The sequence below is a fragment of the Pseudoalteromonas aurantia genome (assembly GCF_005886875.1).
Taxonomy (GTDB): domain Bacteria; phylum Pseudomonadota; class Gammaproteobacteria; order Enterobacterales; family Alteromonadaceae; genus Pseudoalteromonas; species Pseudoalteromonas aurantia_A.
In genome coordinates this window covers 25,082-42,931 of the sequence record NZ_PNBY01000037.1, presented here as the reverse complement: position 1 = coordinate 42,931, position 17,850 = coordinate 25,082, and the positions used below count along the sequence as shown (strand labels likewise).

Genomic DNA, 17,850 nt, shown 5'->3' with positions numbered 1-17,850 from the left:
TTAAGCATTTAAGCATTTAAAAATTAGTCTAAGTAAAGTTTTACGAAGACTGAGTCAATAATTAAGGCATAGTTATGTTAAAAGAAAATATTACTACTCAAGCTCTTTTTGAGCGCACCACTTTAGGCCCATACGAACTGAAAAATCATATTGTTATGCCGCCATTAACTCGTTCAAGAAGCACTCAGCCGGGTAATATTCCAAATAAATTGATGGCAAAATACTACGCACAGCGAGCGGGTGCCGGTTTTATGGTAACAGAAGGCACACAAATAGAACCTAGAGGACAAGGTTACGCCTGGACGCCTGGAATTCATTCGTTAGAACAAGTCGAAGGTTGGAAGTTGGTAACGGATGCTGTACACAAAAAAGGCGGAGTTATTTTTGCACAATTGTGGCATGTGGGTCGCGTTTCTCATACAAGCTTACAACCAGATAACACCAAGCCGGTTGCACCGTCAGCGATTACAGCTGATACTGTAAGTGTTTTTGTCGAAACCGCGCCTGGTGAGGGGGACTTAGCAAAGCCGAGCCAACCAAGAGAGTTACAAACACAAGAAGTGAAAGATCTTGTGAAAATGTATGCGTTGGCTGCACAAAATGCCTTGGATGCGGGCTTTGATGGCGTTGAGTTACATTGTGCAAACGGGTATCTCATTAATCAGTTTATTTCTGAACACACCAACCAACGTACGGACGAATATGGCGGCTCGCTTGAAAATCGTTTGAAGTTTTTAAAAGAAGTGGTTGTTGCTGTGAGTCAGGTCGTCGGGGCTGAACGCATGGGGGTTCGCTTTGCGCCGTTATTTGAAAGTACAACCGAGCAGCGGGTATATTTAGGCTTAGTCGAGTCTGATCCATTAAGAACTTACGCAGAAGCGATAAAATTACTTGAAGACGCTGGGCTGGCTTATTTATCTGTTGCTGAAGCCGATTGGGAAAATGCGCCGGGTTTACCGGTGGAGTTTTATCAGAAAGCGCGTCAGTTATTTTCAGGACGAATTATTTACGCTGGTAAGTATACAGTTGAAAAAGCGCTGAGAATTTTAAATGAGGGATATGGCGACCTTTTTGCTTTTGGACGACCATTTATTGCTAACCCAGACTTACCAGAACGGTTAAAGAACCATTGGCCACTAAACCAAGTGGACCCTAATACTATGTATGGAGGTACTGATGTCGGTTACAGTGATTACCCAACTTATGACCGGAGCAAACATGCATAAACGAACATTTAAACAGTTAAACATACACCCACCCCAAATTGACTATTTTTCATTCATTGCTTATCTTTTAAATTCAGCTTAAAAGATAGGCGATTTCCGGGCTTAACGTTTAGAGTGATCAGCTAACGCCTTCAATAAGCCTTAATAACTAACGGTGGATTAGGCGTGTTTCTTTAGCACTGAGTAGGCCAATTTCGCTATCTCTTTCAGTGTAAAGCGCATATTATCCGTTCAATTTTGAGAACTCGACAATATCTCATAGGTATTTTTTAAGGCTGGCAATAATTTTAAGTGGGTGTCAATGCTCGTTTCATCGGGGACAGGTCTAGGGCTACTGCTTCCCTTGCAAGTGAGTAAACAACAACTAAGCTGGCACTATAAAATAGCGCATAAGCGCCATGAATACACAGTGCAAATAATGTTTAACCCTAAGCAAACTGAACGCCAGCGACCTCAGTGACTATTATACTGTGTGCAGCTTTACGCACACAATATAGAAACTCACCATCAGGCTTTAAGCCGAGTAAATAGGGTTAACTTCCACCTTAGTCAGAACTGAGTTAGCGATAAAGCATAATTCGTGTGCTTGATGATGTAAGGCGCTGATCTGCGCATCAGAGACGACGACGTTCTCCCCCAAAATCACCAAAGGCTTTAACAGCACATGCGTCATCGCTTTTTTTCCGTTCGCATCTATTGCCAAAGTACCGATAGCATTATCCAGATAAGATTCAACGACCCATTTTTTCCGAGCTGCTAAATCAAGAAAAAATAGCATATGACAACTTGATAAAGCAGCCACAAAAGCTTCTTCTGGATCAATATTATTGGCATCGGAATAGGGGAGTGGCACAATACTCGGCGCTGACGATGCTGCAATGCATGTGCCTGTTGAAAACTGCCATTGATGGACTCGACTATACTTTAGGTCAACGAAATATTCTGATGGCTTTTTATACCATTGAATTGATGCTTTATATTGAGACACGTTTTTACTCCTTAGATAAAATGCCGTCTATGTTGCATCAGCGGCATAGTAATAAAAAGCGATAATACGTCACTCTAAAGTGAGTTAAACTCACAAAACAATCATACTCACGCTCTGAAAAACCATAATACCTGTGTATTACTGAAGCTTAAGAACATAAACTGAAAGGTATATGATAAAAACTCACACAACTATAAAATGAGCAATCAATTTTCTTACTCGGCTATCCATACATTTACGGTCGTCACGCAAACACTCAGTTTTAGCCGTGCCGCGGCCACATTGCACATCACACCTAGCGCCGTGAGTCATCAAATGAAATTACTCGAAGCACATATCGGTGTGCCTTTGTTCAAAAGGCAAGCAAAAGGGGTCGGGCTTACCGATGCTGGACACGCCTTAATGCACAGTGCAAACAAGGGGATTTCACTTATTCAAGTCGGCGTAGCAAATAGTATTGCAGCTGCTTCACAACGATCATTACACATTGCGGCTATCCCCTCATTAGCACAAAACTGGCTGATCCCCAGACTCTCACATTTTTATAAAGTCCACCCAGATATCAACGTCATCGTGCATGCCCAAGATCAATTAGTCGATTTTTCCACTGCGCCTATTGATGCCCATCTACATTTTGGCGACGGATATGCACAACAAGCATATGCACAATTTTTAGCCGATGAATATATATACCCGGTGTGTCACCCTCAACTTCTCTTGCAAAAAAGCAATGCTGATATTCAACACCTGATTGCGTCACACGCGCTATTACAGTATGACGCAGCCGCCGAAGATGCGCCCAGCAATGTCTCTTGGCAAATGTGGTTAAAAAAGCTAAATATAACCACCAGCCAACCTATGCAACACCGTCACTTTAGTCATGTGACTTTGGTATTAGAAGCCGCAAAACACCAACAAGGCCTGGCACTTGCGTGGCATCATATCGTTGATAATGACATAAAAAGTGAAACACTTGTACGGTGTCATACACAATCCTTAAAGCTTGATTACAGCTACTACTTAGTAAGCCCTGAACAACCCGAGCCTCATTCTGATCTGGCTATTTTTGCAACTTGGGTGCGCGATCAATTTCAGCATATGACAGCTAACGAGAAGGCAAGCACTTAACAGTGCTGAGCGTGCCTCACAAACTCAGAATAAATAGAATCTTTTATCAGCCTGTCAGGCGTAAAGGCATAATAATTTTGATATACATTGTCTATGACGCCAATAGCTCTCACATCGTAATGCTTTTCAATCTCCTCTTTTACTAACAATGGCGCTGCGAACAACCCAAAGCCTTGCTGGCCTAACGCTTTCATTAATGCGCTATCATCGACATGCCCAGCAATAGAGATCTCAATTGCTTGCTCTTCCAACCAGTATTTTATTGCACTCGTCATAGGGCTCGATTTAGCCGGTAATATAACAGGCACATCTGCCAGTGATTGCGGATAACTTTCTTTCAATGTATCCAATGACGCTTTATTACCAAAAAAACCCAGCTGACTTTTACCAATTTCGTGGCAAAAAGCCTTAAATGGTAGCGAACTATCTAATGGCTTATCAGCCAATACCAAATCTAATTTGTGCGTTGCCATCTGCGCCAAAAGCTCCGCTTGCTGGCCATCTACACAATGTAAGTTGGTGATCCGGTCATTCTCAATAAACGGGGAGAGCCACTTTGATACCAATGATTTGGGCAATGCATCTGAAATACCGACTCTTAAAGTTCTAGATATATGTTCTAAGTCACCTTGGGTCGTTTCTAGCCACTCTTCGGCAATTGCAAACATATCATCAGCGTACTGCTGCGTTATTTGTCCAAATTCAGTCAACCTCAGACCACGCCCTTCTCTTAAAAAAAGCGCTTTACCTAAACGTTGCTCCAAGCTGGTTATTTGGGCACTGACTGTTTGTGGTGTTAAATGCAGCACTTTACTGGCATTAGCAATGCTGCCATGTTTACTCACCTGCCAAAAGTAATACAGATGGTTATAATTTATGTTTGTTATCATTCGCTTTTACCGATGATTAAATAAGAAATAATCAGCTTTTATCTTTTTATATACCTTAGTAGATTAAACACAAGCCTGCAATAAAGGCGCGACTAAATACACTTAATTTATATTTGGATATAGCAATGAAGCTAAAATTGACAGTGAAGAACAAAGTAATGAATGCCGCTACAAGAGTTAAGCTGTCCAAGTTAGTCTCGACGCAGCTCACTCAATACGAAACCAATATTCGCCAGATTGATGTGCAAGTCAGCGATATTACTCATGCTCAACATACTGGTTTAAAGCTATGTCATGTAAAATTTGAGTTTGCCAGGTTTACCCGACATATCGGTAAAAGCCAAAGGAAAAGACTTGCTCCAAGCATTAAAACGCGCACTCAATAATAGTCAGCTTGTACTCTCGCAAAAATACAACCTGTCTTAATCACGAGAGTTGTCATCAATTGAGTCATGCTGATAACGCGCACTGATCACCTAAGTTCATGAAACAGTAGTATTGTACAAAAACATTTTTTCCCAAGCACTTGCAGCGGCACGGATGCCGCTTATTTCACACCATTTTATCTTAAAGTAACACCGCTTTCGGCCGATATATAACATACCGACTTATCTACGAATAAATAGTTAGAGTATTAAGGATGAAAATACACCAACCAATCGCCCCTCTATCACATAATCAATTATCAACACTCGAAGAAGGTAAAGCTAACAGTGTTAAGGATGAAACTGACCGTTCAGAAAAAAGCACTGCATCTCATCAACTATCAGAACGTGACCTTAAGCAGTTAAATAACAGTGAAAAAGAGGAAAAAACTGGTTCAAAAAAAGACAGCCTCCCTTTGCATATTCAAAAAATGCTTGAACAGATAGAAAAAATAAAGGAACAAATTGAGCAAGAGCAACAACGCCTAGTTGAATTAAAAGCGCGCTCAGATCTTAATGATCAAGTAAAACAAGATATGCAGTTACAACAAGCAAATTATGTGGCCCAATTACAAACTGAATTATTTAGCATGGCAGAAAATGTAAGAGAAGCTCTAAAAAATGCAGGTATTACAGACCCAGGAGTGTTAATCAGTGCAATGGCCTAAATATCGCGTTTTAAAAGCCGACCAATAGAACTTTCCCCAGTGCCATGCCTTCACGTTGGCAACTAAAGTCAATGCGGCTGTCTGCTTGAGTTTGATAAAGTAACTCAAGCTTTCGAAAAGGTGAGGCAACAAACTTAACCGTTTTTATCCGTAAGCTCATTTTGGTTTTTTTATCTAAAAACGCAAAAGCTGTCGCACTTAGCGCCTCTTTGCTCGCATCGAGTATTTCGCTGGTTACTAAATTTTGATGGATTGCTTGCTGTACTTCTTCTGGCGAAATAACCCGAACCCCACTGGCCATGACACAGGCGGCATAGACATCAAGTATACCAACCGCTCTTATCTTTTGGCTTTCTTTATCTTCATAAACAGCCATTAAACAGGGTACTTTAGTTTCATCAAATTCTTGCGCATGTATCGGCTTGATGCACAGTGAGTCGTCTACTTGTTTATGTATCAACCTTTCGAGCTGACTGAGCTTGGGTAATGCTAATTCACCGTTAACTTCTATGTCATCCAGTATAATTTCATTTTCTTCAGCGCCTTGCACAAGTGGCAGTAAATGTGCATGAAGCTCATCATCCGTAAATGGCTTTGACAATACAAACGAAGCACCCGCTGCGAAGGCTTGATCAATTTGTGCCTGCTCATCCACCGTGGTGATCATCGCCACCGTAATATTAAGCTGACGTTGTTTGATTGCTTGTAATAGCACTAACCCTGACATATCTGGCATATACCAATCCGTTAATACAATGTCAGGCTTCCAATTACCTATATACTGCAGCGCAGATTTAGCACTATTCGCTTTTTGAATTAATAACTTACGATAGCCGAATTTCTCTAGCGCACGATTTACGATTTCTAAGGTTGCTTGACTATCATCAACAATTAAGATTTTCACTCGGCACAACTTTTATAAAAACTTGTTTTTATTATAGGCATATTTTTCATCCATCACTAAACTGAATAGATATGATTGACAAAATTAACAATAAACCATCATTATGCCAAGCCTTCAATTACCTATTACTGTATATCAATACTTAGCCATTAATTTTGGCCTGCTAATTCTCGCAATCTGGTTTTATATCTTATTGTTAATATTACGCGAATTTAGAAAGTTTGCTTCATCGGTTAGTGCAGGCACTCACACGGCTTCATCAGCACAAAACGATGAAACGCTGGCCATGTGCCGAGAGTCCGTTGACAATGCACTTGGCTATATCAATGAACATAGTAATACCATTGCTGAACTGGCCAAAATACAAATTGCGCTAGAGCAACAATTAACCGACATTCGTAACTCGACGCAAGATCACATCACCAAACAAGAAGATCAATCAATTAAAGATCTCAATAAAAAACTATTAAAGTCTCACGCACTCATTCGAAAGTTACAAGGGGATTTAGATAAAAGTATGGATAAACTCAAAGTCACGCGGAAAAAGTTATATGACCAATACGATACCGTAGAGTCGCTTCAAAAAGAAAAAAAAGAACTAGAAGAAAAGTGCTTAGCGCTTGAAAACGAAAATGGCCAAGCTAATTCATCTCCACAACAGATGCAAAGAATGGTACTTACGTTTGAACGTGAAAAAGCCGATATGTTGGATACACTTAACAACTATAAACGTCAAATATCTGAGCAAAGTCAAGCGTTAGAACAACTTTCATTACAAGCGAGTAACACGGAAAATGGGCCTGAACTATCTGAGTTACAAGGAGAGTTAGAGCAAACAAAGTTAGCCTTAAAGCACCTAACAAAGGAAAAAAAATTCATAGAAAGTCGATATTTGGAAATTGTTAAAACCCAGCAAGACAAATCCTCTTAACCCACCAACAATTTGAAATTACACAACAGCAATAAAACAAAAATAAAACAAACTATTAACCTTGGTGACTTTTTATATAATAAAGTGTATTTTGTTCTCGTGACTTTTAAATTGAATAATAACTAACGAGACTTATACCTATTTTGAATAAGCTAGTAAAAACATAGAAAGGATTCGGGTAAACAACGTATGAGCTATATCGCAGATACCAGTGCGCAAGATACACAAATAGAAAAGCCTCGCTCACTGAATAAAATGATCATTTTTTCATTTTCAACCATTTTGACAGTCATTGTCAGTTATTTTTTTATATTGCCCTCAGTGGTAAATTGGACCAAAGGGACCAGTGCTGTTCACAAGGATAAACTTAACATTGCAGCTGTAAAACAGGGCCTATTCATCAGAGATCTCTCTGTACAAGGCAAAGTGATCGCTGCACGTCGACCCATATTATACAGCCCTGCGCAGGGGACGGTGACATATTTAGTCGAGGCAGGTGATAGCGTGGTAACACAACAAACTATTGCCATAATCGATAGCCCCGAATTAAAAAGTGAATACAACCAACAAATCGCAAACTTAACTCGATTAAAGAATCAGTTAGAGCGTGAAAAAATCCAAGTCAAAAAATCAAATTTAGAACAAGAAAATCAAATTGGACAAGCACAGGTGGCACTCAATGCAGCTAAAAGAGAAATGCGACGCTCAGGCGAAGCCATGAAAAATAAAATTATTAGTGACATTGATTATCAAAAAGCCAAAGACGATTTACAAAATGCCAAACGTGAATACGAACACGCTGTTAAAGAAGTTGCATTAATAAAAGAAAGTCAAAAGTTTGAAATTAAAACCCGAGAATTCGAATTGCACTCTCAGCAAGTAAAAGTAACCGAACTAAAGCGTCAAGTTGATGGTTTAAAAATTACATCACCAGTAACAGGCTTAGTAGGCAACTTAAGCACACAACAAAAAAATTCGGTTGCAAAAAATCAAGCACTTCTAAGTATTGTGGATTTGTCTGAATATGAGCTTGAAGTCCAGATTCCAGAGAGTTATGCAGACGACTTAGCCTTAGGGATGGAAGCTGAAATTACACTCAATCAAAGTCTTTACCAAGGCGAGCTAGTCGCAATCTCTCCTGAAATAGTCCAAGGGCGAGTTCAAGGAAAAATACGCTTTACTGATAAAAGCTTAACGGGACTTAGACAAAATCAGCGCCTGACAACCCGAGTGATTTTAGAACGTAAAAATAACATTCAATATTTGCCTCGAGGCCAGTTTTTGAAAACCTATAACGGGCAATTTGCCTATGTCGTCAGCGATAATTCCGCAGTGAAAACCCCAATAAAAATAGGCTCTCGCAGCCTAGGTAAAGTAGAAGTGATATCTGGTTTAAAAACCGGTGATACCGTGGTGATATCTGACTCAGATATTTTTAAAGATGCACCAAGTGTCCGTATCCTGAAATAAGAGATAATAATAATGTTAAAAATGAAAAATTTATCAAAAGCATTTCTTACGGATGCAATTAAAACGCAAGCACTTCACCCTTTTGATCTATCCATTGAGCAAGGCGAGTTCGTCAGTGTTATCGGGCCTTCTGGTTCTGGAAAAACCACGTTTTTAAATATTGCGGGGTTGCTCGAAGAGCACTCAGATGGGTTATATGAGTTAGACGGGCAAGATGTAGCGCAGTTTAGTGATAAAAAGAAATCAGCCTATAGGAATGAGAAAATAGGATTTGTATTTCAGAGCTTTAACCTCATTCCAGAACTTAATCTCTATGATAACATCGACATGCCGCTGCGCTATAGAAAATTTAACCGTGATGAACGACACGCACGTATCATACAAGCGCTTGAACAGGTCGGGCTGGCTGGACGTAAAGACCATTACCCGACCCAGCTTTCCGGTGGCCAACAGCAACGCGTTGCTATCGCCCGAGCCATTGCGGGCACCCCTTGCGTTATTTTAGCGGATGAGCCAACGGGTAACCTCGACTCAAAAATGGCAGAAGGCATTATGTCATTACTGAAAGACATTAATGCCGCTGGCACGAGTATTATTATGGTAACTCATGATAATGAGCAAGCCGCTCAGGCTCAGCGAATTGTACAAATAAAAGATGGGCACTTATCTGACAGCCCAGATATCCAAAAAGAAATCGCGTAAAGGCCAAAAATGTATTCATACTATTTCAAATTGGCACTGCTAAGCTTGCGTAAAACGCCCCTATTAAGTCTATTAATGGTGACTATGATCGCAATTGGTATTGGCGCAACCATGACGACTTACACCATAAGCTACATGATGTCTAAAGACCCCATTCCCAGCAAAAGTGCACAGTTGTTCCAAGTTCAGTTAGACAGTATGGATGAGATTTATGGTGACGGAAAAATCCTCCCTTATACAATAACATATCAGGATACACAGGTATTACTCGATTCTGATATACCTAAATACCAGGTTGCGTTAAGTGCCATTCAACAAAAAATTGGTCATATAAATAACGGGCATGTCACTGCTAAAAGTTTAAAAGTTCGTACGACCACCAGTGACTTTTTCAGCATGTTTGAAACCCCTTTTTTATATGGTTCAGGCTGGAGTAAACAAGATGGAAAGGATGCCGCACAGGTTGCGGTATTGTCTAAAAACACCAATGACTGGCTGTTCGATGGCGAAAATTCCGTTGGTAAATCATTCAAGTTTGGCGCAGAGACTTACCAAGTAATAGGAGTGTTAGACTCATGGAACCCCTTGCCAAAGTTTTATGGTCTACCCCATATCGCATATACACAACCATATGACTTATTTATTCCTTTTAACACGCAAATAAAAAATGAGCTATTCACGGAAAAATTAGTCAGTAATGCCTGCTGGCAAGAATCTACAGATGATTCATTTTCTGCTTTTTTAGCATCAGAATGTATGTGGGTTATTTTTTGGGTAGAACTTCCCGATAAGCAAACCCATGATCAATATCAAACATTTATTGATAATCATGCCAAAGAGCAACAATCTTTAGGCCGTTTTAAGAATCGTATTTATAATAAGCTGGTTCCTCTAAAACAATATTTAATAGATGAAGAGGTTGTCAGTGATGATAGTAAAATGGCTGTTTGGTTGGCTGTACTTTTCCTTATCGTATGCCTGCTCAATTGTATGAGCTTAATGATAGCTAAATTTCACGCTAAAGCAGGAGAGATAGGGCTGCGCCGTGCAGTTGGAGCGAGCAAGCAAGATATCGTCACACAATTCGCCATTGAGTTATCGGTGGTCGGAGTCTCAGGTGGTTTATTAGGGTTGTTATTTGCACAGGCTGGTCTTCTCGCTGCTAAACAAACATACAGCTATTTGCATTCAGGCTTAATGCAAATGAATCTCCAGTTACTCATTGGCACGGTCTTATTAGCTTTAATTTCTAGTTTAGTGTTTGGCTTATATCCCATCATCAGAGCCAGTCAAATGCAGCCATCAAGCCAGCTAAAAAGCTTATAGGACGAAAAGACATGCGCGATCTTATACCCATACTGAAAACATTAAAAAAGCAAAAAATTGCCCCCGCATTGCTAGCATTCCAAATTGCGGTAACATTCATGGTACTCGTCAATGCCATTTACATGATCTCCGAACGTAGTGACTTGATTGCTCGCCCTATAGGCGTAAATATGGAAAACACATTGATAGTGGTTGCCAACTTACCCTCTGAGCAAGGTGATTTAACCACACAACTAGAAGATGATTTAACCATATTAAAAAGCATACATGGTGTTGTTAATGCTGCCCCTATCACCGGGTTGCCACTAGAAGGGTGGGGGCTTTATATGGACTTCAAATTAGACCCAAATGAAGAAGATGTTGCATATGGTGGCTACTTTGGTTCAAATGAAAACTTAATAGAAGCTTTTGATTTAACCCTGCTTGCTGGGGAAAACTTTTTACCTTCTGATATTCAGAAAGTTGAAAATGACGGTATATTTAAATCGTCAAAGATCATCATAACTAAAGCGTTGGCTGAAAAAATATACCCAGATAATTGGCGTGATATTCTCGGAAAAAGCTTGTATTACCATAAAGAGCCCCATGAAGTTATTGGTATTGTAGACAAACTACAAAATGCATGGAACTTCTGGAGCGCGCTAGAATACACCGTTATTTCCGCAGTACAAGAAGCCAATGATACACAGCGCTATGTTGTTCAAGTAGAGTCCGGCCAAATGGCCAGCGTCATCAAAGCAATACCTGAAAAGCTTTTAACACATCCATATAAACAAATAGACAGTATTGAAGCGCTTAGCGAAGTGAAAAGGCGAAGTTATCAAGAAGATATTGCCACGAATAAGTTACTCACAGTCGTGTGTATCTGTCTAACCATTATCAAAATCTTCGGTATACTGGGCCAAGCCAAATTCAATATAAGTCGTCGTACAAAACAAATTGGAACACGCAGAGCTCTGGGCGCAAGCAAGCACCAAGTCATCCGTTACTTTATGCTCGAAAATGCCATCATATCAACCATAGGCGTTTGTATAGGGATACTGGCAGCCATCATACTTAATAACCAATTTGTCGAATTACTATCACTGTCGCCTGTACCAATACATTTCCTACTTGTAGGCGCGATTGCGATTATTTTACTCGGGCAAATTGCCGTTGCGTATCCTGTTAGCCAAGCAGCAAAGATCTCTCCAGCCATTACCACTCGGGGAACCTGAGTTATCGAACCTAGCGCCCACATTCGGGCGGTGGGCTAACGCCATTTAAAGTGAATGTGGTAAACTATCCACTCTATATACTTTGAGAAAATAAATTTTGCTAAAGATATCAAATGCTGTTGAACTCGCCGCATGGGAAATTGAAATGACCGCCATCCGAGCACAAGGTGCTGGAGGTCAAAATGTTAACAAAGTATCCAGCGCTATTCACTTAAAATTTGATATTAAGCGATCCTCTCTCCCTGAGTTTTATAAATCGCGGTTATTAGCTTTAAAAGACAGTCGTTTAACCAAAGAGGGAGTGATTGTTATTAAGGCACAGAGCCATAGAACCCAAGAAATGAACAAAGAAGAAGCGTTAACACGGCTAAAGGCACTCATTTTAGATGCAACTAAGGTGGAGAAAACTCGCAGAGCAACTAAACCAACGAGAAGCTCACAAAGAAAAAGGGTTGATAGCAAAGTAAAGCATGGCCAAACAAAAAACTTACGTAAAAAGCTAAAATACTAAGCTAGATTAACGTTAAGTCGCATTTAGGGTGTTACCTTTAACAGCTTAACTTTCTCGCTAATGGGGAGGTACATCACAAACCGAGCACCCCCCAATGAAGATGTACTCACTTCACATCGCCCATTATGCCAATTCAATATTTTTTGAACAATTGCCAACCCAAGACCAAAACCACCTAAAGCTTTATTTCGACTATGGTCAACACGCACAAAAGGCGAAAACACCTTATCCCTATCTTCAGGTTTAATTCCAGCGCCATCATCTTCAACCTGCAGTTCAACCTCTTCGTGACTTACTCGTAGCGTAACATGCACTTTTGATTGGCCATATTTACAAGCATTCTGTAATAAGTTTTGCACAACTCGCGCAATATAATGCTGGCTAGCATAAATCGTAACATTGGGGCATAGGGTTACATTTAGCTCTTTTGTATTGGTTCTTTGTAGCTTCTCAATTTGACCGTGAACCAACGTAGAAAAATCAAAAGCATGATATTCTAAAGATTCAGCAGCAATTTCAAGACGCGCATAACCCAGCATTTCATCTATCAATAACTCCATTTCTTGTACATCTTGAGACATCGCTTGCACTTCTTTGGGGTCTTTCGCAGCTAACATTGCCAACGCAAATTTCAACCTCGCCAACGGGGTTCTCAATTCATGGGATACCGCATTAACGAGCTGCTTCTGATCGCTCATTAAATTCGCAACTTTGGTCGCCATAGCATGAAACTGACTGGTTAGATTCGAAATCGCAGAAAATTTAGAAGGCTGAATCGATATATCGAGCTGACCTTGTGCCAGCTGCGCTGTAACTCGCTTAAATTGCATCAAGTCGAGCCACAAAGGTCTGAGCCAAAAAACGAGCAGTAACCCCAGTACAACAAACGAAAGTAGTTTAAATAGGTATTTTTGTGCAAGCGCATTACTTGCAGGTAAAAATGGGCCCAACTGTGCAAGTGACTCTTCGCCATTGATCTGAAATGTGAGCAATGCGTCACCTTGCTCCGTGAAGGTCGTGATCACGCCACCTTGTTGTAAAGCCGCAATTTGTTCGGGTAGCCAGGCAACATCGTCGGACGATAACGTCGTAACATGAGGGGGGAGTTGGTGTATATCAGACACACTCTCTTGTAATACTTTAGCCACCAACTGAGCATGACGCAATTCATCTGGTGCTTGATGAACCCAACTGTTCCAGATCATCTCACTGCTTTGATTGATCAATACAATACTAACAAACACCACCAAATATAAGCTGATCAATAATCGGATCATAAATTCAAGTTATTCCCAAGCTGACTTTGAACACAAATATCCTTTACCCCACACCGTGATCAACCTAAATGGCTGTTCAGGGTTATCGCCCAGCTTTTTACGTAAGCGAGAAATTCGCACATCTACACTTCGGTCTAGTCCATCATATTCCCGACCAACAACGTGTTTGTAAATATACTCGCGACTTTGTGTTTCGCCCGCATTGCTTGCCAGTGCCCATAAAAGATCAAACTCATAACTGGTGAGTTCAACTTCATCACCCGCTAAATATACAGTTCTGTCAGCCTTATCAATCTTAAGCTGACCTAACTCTAAATTATCACTGCTTTGCGCAGTAGCAAAGTTTCGGCGTAATAGTGCATTAACTCTTGCAAGCAAAACATAAGGTTCAACAGGCTTTATCACATAGTCATCAGCGCCAATCTCTAATCCTTTAACCTGATCAAAGTCGCTGTCTTTCGCAGTTAAAAACAATACTGGTCCATTATAATGAGGGCGCACCGCGCGACAGATACTAAATCCATCTTGATTAGGTAACATAATATCTAACACAACAATATCGGGCTGCTTGCTAATGATAGCTTCAACAGCATCAGCACCATCATTAACAATTGTAACTATAAATTCGTTACTTTGTAGAAACTGAGCAGTCAAGGCTGCAAGACGCTCATCATCTTCTACCAACATAATATGGGCCATTAAAAGAAACTCCAATCGGTTTTTAATTTTCTTCGATAACGCTTACTCACAGCCGCATTTACCTTAACGGTTTGTGTTGCAAGTAAGGTGCCTTGCAAATCTAACAAGCTAAAACGCATACTTTGTGCGAGCGTAATCTGTAACTGCTCTGCCACTTTATCTTTTTGCTGCCAACACCGCAGCTTATTTTTTTCTTGATATAGACAGGCATCTATTTGATTTTGATTTTGCCATTGAATATTCACAGTCATCTGACATGGCTCCCCCAATTGGCGGACAACGCAAGTTAATGGCTTAATCTGTAAAGCAGCTTGTTGGAATTTATTTGATTGGGCAAATAAACTGTGCGGTAATAAAATACTTAAGCTAAAGAGATAGATGGGATTAAAACGCATATACCCCTCCAACAAAAAAATACGTCACATGGCTTTTTTCAATCAAGGGGCTGTTTGTTATGCCTGAGCCCAAAAACTGACGTTTTACACTCAATTTTACGACCCAATCATCAGAGAGTTTATAATTAATCGTTGCGCCAACAACAGGGGTTAAAACACTTTTCCCTGAATAGAATAGAGATTCATCCACCCCATCACGTTCGTGTAAACCATAGTAATAATCAACTAAGCTGCTCTCTTTCCAGTGCAGGCCCGCCATAAAGTGAAATTTGACGGGCACACTTGCTAACGGCTTCATTTCATGATGAAAAGCAGCCTTGATATGACTGCCCTGATACGTACCAGAAATATCATGTAGCCACTGTAAAGACAGTTTACTGTTTTCGTTTAAGTACCAATGTCCTAATAACCCCGAGTCTAATGCCCACCCTCTTTTAGCAATATCATCAATAGATACCGTGCGCTCTGGAGATACTGGAACATTACCCTCGCTTTCGCCAACAATCGTACCATCTGCTACGCCATAGGTTCCTGGTGCAATCAAGTTGCGGATATGAAGTCGCTCAAAAAAAGCTTGTTCAGTGTTAGGCTCTGCAATAATGCTTAAATCAAAGTCTGCAGACTCAGCAAATGTATAACCAACCGTAGTATTTTCTAAAAAAAACTTATCGTGGTAATAACGCACATAAGGCACCACCAATAATGGTAAGTTTTTTCCGCCAGATAGTGGATTCGTCAATACTCCAGCTCCAACGGCAACTGAAACTTGCCACTGATCGACACTAATACAATTGTCATCACTATGTTGACATAAAGATTCTTCAGCAACGCTAAATAGGGAGACGAGCAATGCTGTCATTGCAAAAAGATATTTCAATTTACAGCTCCTTATAATACAGCTGCTAATTTAACATTGTGTGTAGGATTTACCAGAAAGAGTTACATTAAATAACAATTCGTACGTTAAAGGTAACAGTTATTTTGAGCGCATTTTGTAAAGTATATTTCCAGCTCTTCATTCAAGGAACCGTATTATGTATCGTACACATCTACTCGGAATTGCAGCACTCACTATATTAAGCGGGTGTGGTGGAAATAATGAACAAGCCAATACATCTGACACGCCGCAAACGTTAACATTACCCAACTTTACAGGGATCAATGTTTCAACAGCGCCGTTAGAGAAAGTAACAACCCGCCAATTTTCTACCCATTTAAAAAATGGCATTTTTATGCGTTACCATCAGCCTATTAATGCAGGGTTAGAAAATAACAATAACCACAGTGCTCCTGTCAGTACATCGGCGTCGTTTTCAGCGACCAACCAACAAGAGAAAGACGTCAACGAAGCGGACAGAGTCAAGTACGACGGCAACTACTTATACATCGCCGCCAATCGAAATAATGACCTAGTTCCACAAACAGACAACCCTCAGCCACATTATATTCGTATACTTAAGCGAACAGATAATGGCATGCTGGAGTCAGTAAAAGATTTATCGACGTCATACACTGAGTTCTCTGAACAAAAATTGTATATTGAGCAAGACACATTAGTGTCAATTAACGCTCAGCCTGGCTGGTTTTCTATTGATGGTGGGCTAACTATAGAGCCATTAACCACACAAGCAACATCAAGTGCTGCCTTCGTCGCGCAAGACACACCCCAGTTTGAAATTAGTTTTGCTGACATAACTACCCCTGAACAAGCAGCTATTTCGCAGCAATATACAATTGATGGTGTGTTGATTGATAGCCGTGTAATCGATGGCACGCTTTATATCGTCAGTAACTTTAGACCAACTTATTCAAGCTTTGATCTTAGTAATTCAGATGCTCAGACACAGCTTAAAAACTACCAAGCGTTAAGCGAAACAGATATTGATCATTTGATCCCCTCGATTACACGAACAGATACCAACCAAACACAGGCCCTATTCGATACCAATGAGTGCTACATCTCACAAAGTGCATCGCAGGTGACTGGCTATGATGCAATTATGTCTATTACACGCATTTCATTAACCAACCCAACCCAACACAACACGGTATGTGTGAATACCGAGATAGAAGGTATTTATGCTTCAAAAAATGCGCTCTATACATACAGCACACATTACGAAGAAAAAAACATCAATTCTGTCATTCATAAATTCAAATTTGATACGCAAACATTCAACTATGTCGCCAGCGGAACAGTTTCGGGGCATTTTGGGCATAACCTGAAAAACCTCAGGTTTAGTGAATATAATGATCATCTGCGTGTTGTTACCTCTAATGGCGACTTCCTTGAAGGATTCGAACATAAACTTCATGTCCTTGCTCAAGAAGACGCTGAACTGACCAGTATTGCTGAGCTACCTAACCAAACGAATACCACGCCAATTGGTAAAATAAATACTGTATCAGGGGTTGTTGATGAGGATATTTATGCTGTCCGGTTTTTCAATGATCTCGCCTACGTCGTCACATTTCAACAAACCGATCCGCTTTATGTCATTAACCTAACAACTCCCACATCACCATACATAGCAGGAGCACTGGAAGTACCAGGCTACTCTGCTTACCTGCACCCAATCAGTGAAAACTTATTGCTAGGCATTGGCCAAGAAGTTGCAAATATTAACAACACCGAACCTGCAAATGTAACGCAAGGTGCCAAGGTTAGTTTATTTGATGTCAGCGATATCACTTCGCCTACTCAGCTCAGTAGTAAAATATTTCCTGATGCCTACACACCTGCTGAATATAACTATCGTGCTCTGAGCTTTTTACAAGCACAACCTCAGCTACACAGATTCAGTATGCCCCTCGAGAAATGGGAGCAAACGGGCACTGACCCGAAAAACTATCAGTGGACCAAGCACAACCAACTCGCTTTGTTTGAAATAAATACAGAGACACAAACACTCAACCATACTGGCGATAGTGGTATTAAATATGATGAACCCAATATCTATAATTTACCATTGATACCGGGCAACGATGATCGCGCGGTGTTACAAAAAGATAACATTTACTATATTCATGGTAATTATGCGTGGTATAGCCTCTGGCAAACACCGTCACAAAACACAGGGCCGCTTTAACTCA

The 17,850-nt window shown here is 40.4% G+C and carries 18 protein-coding genes; 11 read left to right on the top strand and 7 right to left on the bottom strand.

The annotated features are described in order from the left end of the window. Positions 1-74 precede the first annotated feature (74 nt). On the top strand, positions 75-1,226 hold the full coding sequence (locus tag CWC18_RS09185; protein ID WP_138675141.1) for an alkene reductase: 1,152 nt from the start codon (positions 75-77) through the stop codon (positions 1,224-1,226). Positions 1,227-1,740: 514 nt separating this feature from the next. Here CWC18_RS09185 and CWC18_RS09180 read toward each other — a convergent pair. Continuing rightward, complete coding sequence (locus CWC18_RS09180) at positions 1,741-2,214, bottom strand: OsmC family protein (RefSeq protein WP_138593496.1); 474 nt, start codon at positions 2,212-2,214, stop codon at positions 1,741-1,743. Positions 2,215-2,412: 198 nt separating this feature from the next. On the opposite strand from CWC18_RS09180, the gene CWC18_RS09175 reads away from it, so the two are divergent. Beyond that, positions 2,413-3,342, top strand: coding sequence for a LysR substrate-binding domain-containing protein (locus CWC18_RS09175; protein WP_138675140.1), 930 nt, complete (start codon positions 2,413-2,415; stop codon positions 3,340-3,342). On the opposite strand, the gene nhaR is transcribed toward CWC18_RS09175, so the two are convergent. Then, positions 3,339-4,232 (bottom strand): transcriptional activator NhaR, encoded by an 894-nt coding sequence (gene nhaR, locus CWC18_RS09170; protein WP_138593497.1) that lies wholly within the window; start codon positions 4,230-4,232, stop codon positions 3,339-3,341. The genes CWC18_RS09175 and nhaR overlap by 4 nt on opposite strands. A gap of 125 nt (positions 4,233-4,357) precedes the next feature. Between nhaR and CWC18_RS09165 the strand changes: the two genes are divergently transcribed. Continuing rightward, positions 4,358-4,618: a hypothetical protein gene (locus CWC18_RS09165; RefSeq protein ID WP_138675139.1), complete on the top strand. Its 261-nt coding sequence runs from the start codon at positions 4,358-4,360 to the stop codon at positions 4,616-4,618. A gap of 254 nt (positions 4,619-4,872) precedes the next feature. Continuing rightward, positions 4,873-5,325: a hypothetical protein gene (locus CWC18_RS09160; RefSeq protein WP_138593499.1), complete on the top strand. Its 453-nt coding sequence runs from the start codon at positions 4,873-4,875 to the stop codon at positions 5,323-5,325. 10 nt (positions 5,326-5,335) lie between these two features. On the opposite strand, the gene CWC18_RS09155 is transcribed toward CWC18_RS09160, so the two are convergent. Beyond that, the gene (locus tag CWC18_RS09155; RefSeq protein WP_138593500.1) at positions 5,336-6,229 is read right to left on the bottom strand and encodes a response regulator; all 894 of its coding nucleotides are present in this window, start codon (positions 6,227-6,229) and stop codon (positions 5,336-5,338) included. Positions 6,230-6,332: 103 nt separating this feature from the next. Between CWC18_RS09155 and CWC18_RS09150 the strand changes: the two genes are divergently transcribed. From CWC18_RS09150 to arfB, 6 genes are all read left to right on the top strand, one after another. Next, positions 6,333-7,160: a chromosome partitioning protein ParA gene (locus CWC18_RS09150; RefSeq protein ID WP_138593501.1), complete on the top strand. Its 828-nt coding sequence runs from the start codon at positions 6,333-6,335 to the stop codon at positions 7,158-7,160. A gap of 189 nt (positions 7,161-7,349) precedes the next feature. Further along, positions 7,350-8,630, top strand: a complete 1,281-nt coding sequence (locus CWC18_RS09145) for an efflux RND transporter periplasmic adaptor subunit (RefSeq protein WP_138593502.1) — start codon at positions 7,350-7,352, stop codon at positions 8,628-8,630. A gap of 12 nt (positions 8,631-8,642) precedes the next feature. Next, positions 8,643-9,332: an ABC transporter ATP-binding protein gene (locus tag CWC18_RS09140; RefSeq protein WP_138593503.1), complete on the top strand. Its 690-nt coding sequence runs from the start codon at positions 8,643-8,645 to the stop codon at positions 9,330-9,332. 75 nt (positions 9,333-9,407) lie between these two features. Further along, entirely contained in the window at positions 9,408-10,658 is a 1,251-nt protein-coding gene (locus CWC18_RS09135; RefSeq protein ID WP_249930092.1) for an ABC transporter permease, read from the top strand. A gap of 11 nt (positions 10,659-10,669) precedes the next feature. Further along, a complete protein-coding gene (locus CWC18_RS09130) occupies positions 10,670-11,875 on the top strand; it encodes an ABC transporter permease (protein WP_138593505.1) in 1,206 nt (401 codons plus the stop codon). Between the two features lie 97 nt (positions 11,876-11,972). After that, a complete protein-coding gene (arfB, locus tag CWC18_RS09125) occupies positions 11,973-12,386 on the top strand; it encodes an alternative ribosome rescue aminoacyl-tRNA hydrolase ArfB (protein WP_138593506.1) in 414 nt (137 codons plus the stop codon). Positions 12,387-12,409: 23 nt separating this feature from the next. Here arfB and CWC18_RS09120 read toward each other — a convergent pair whose 3' ends face one another. Genes CWC18_RS09120 through CWC18_RS09105 form a run of 4 tightly spaced genes read right to left on the bottom strand, consistent with a single transcriptional unit; the run spans position 12,410 to position 15,634 of the window. Next, complete coding sequence (locus CWC18_RS09120) at positions 12,410-13,663, bottom strand: ATP-binding protein (protein WP_138593507.1); 1,254 nt, start codon at positions 13,661-13,663, stop codon at positions 12,410-12,412. 9 nt (positions 13,664-13,672) lie between these two features. Next, entirely contained in the window at positions 13,673-14,362 is a 690-nt protein-coding gene (locus tag CWC18_RS09115; protein ID WP_138593508.1) for a response regulator, read from the bottom strand. After that, positions 14,362-14,757, bottom strand: a complete 396-nt coding sequence (locus CWC18_RS09110; RefSeq protein WP_138593509.1) for a DUF3019 domain-containing protein — start codon at positions 14,755-14,757, stop codon at positions 14,362-14,364. The genes CWC18_RS09115 and CWC18_RS09110 overlap by 1 nt, the downstream gene beginning before the upstream one ends. Beyond that, complete coding sequence (locus tag CWC18_RS09105; protein WP_138675137.1) at positions 14,747-15,634, bottom strand: MipA/OmpV family protein; 888 nt, start codon at positions 15,632-15,634, stop codon at positions 14,747-14,749. Before CWC18_RS09105 ends, CWC18_RS09110 begins: the two co-directional genes overlap by 11 nt. A gap of 157 nt (positions 15,635-15,791) precedes the next feature. On the opposite strand from CWC18_RS09105, the gene CWC18_RS09100 reads away from it, so the two are divergent. Beyond that, the gene (locus CWC18_RS09100) at positions 15,792-17,846 is read left to right on the top strand and encodes a beta-propeller domain-containing protein (protein ID WP_138675136.1); all 2,055 of its coding nucleotides are present in this window, start codon (positions 15,792-15,794) and stop codon (positions 17,844-17,846) included. Positions 17,847-17,850: the final 4 nt, after the last annotated feature.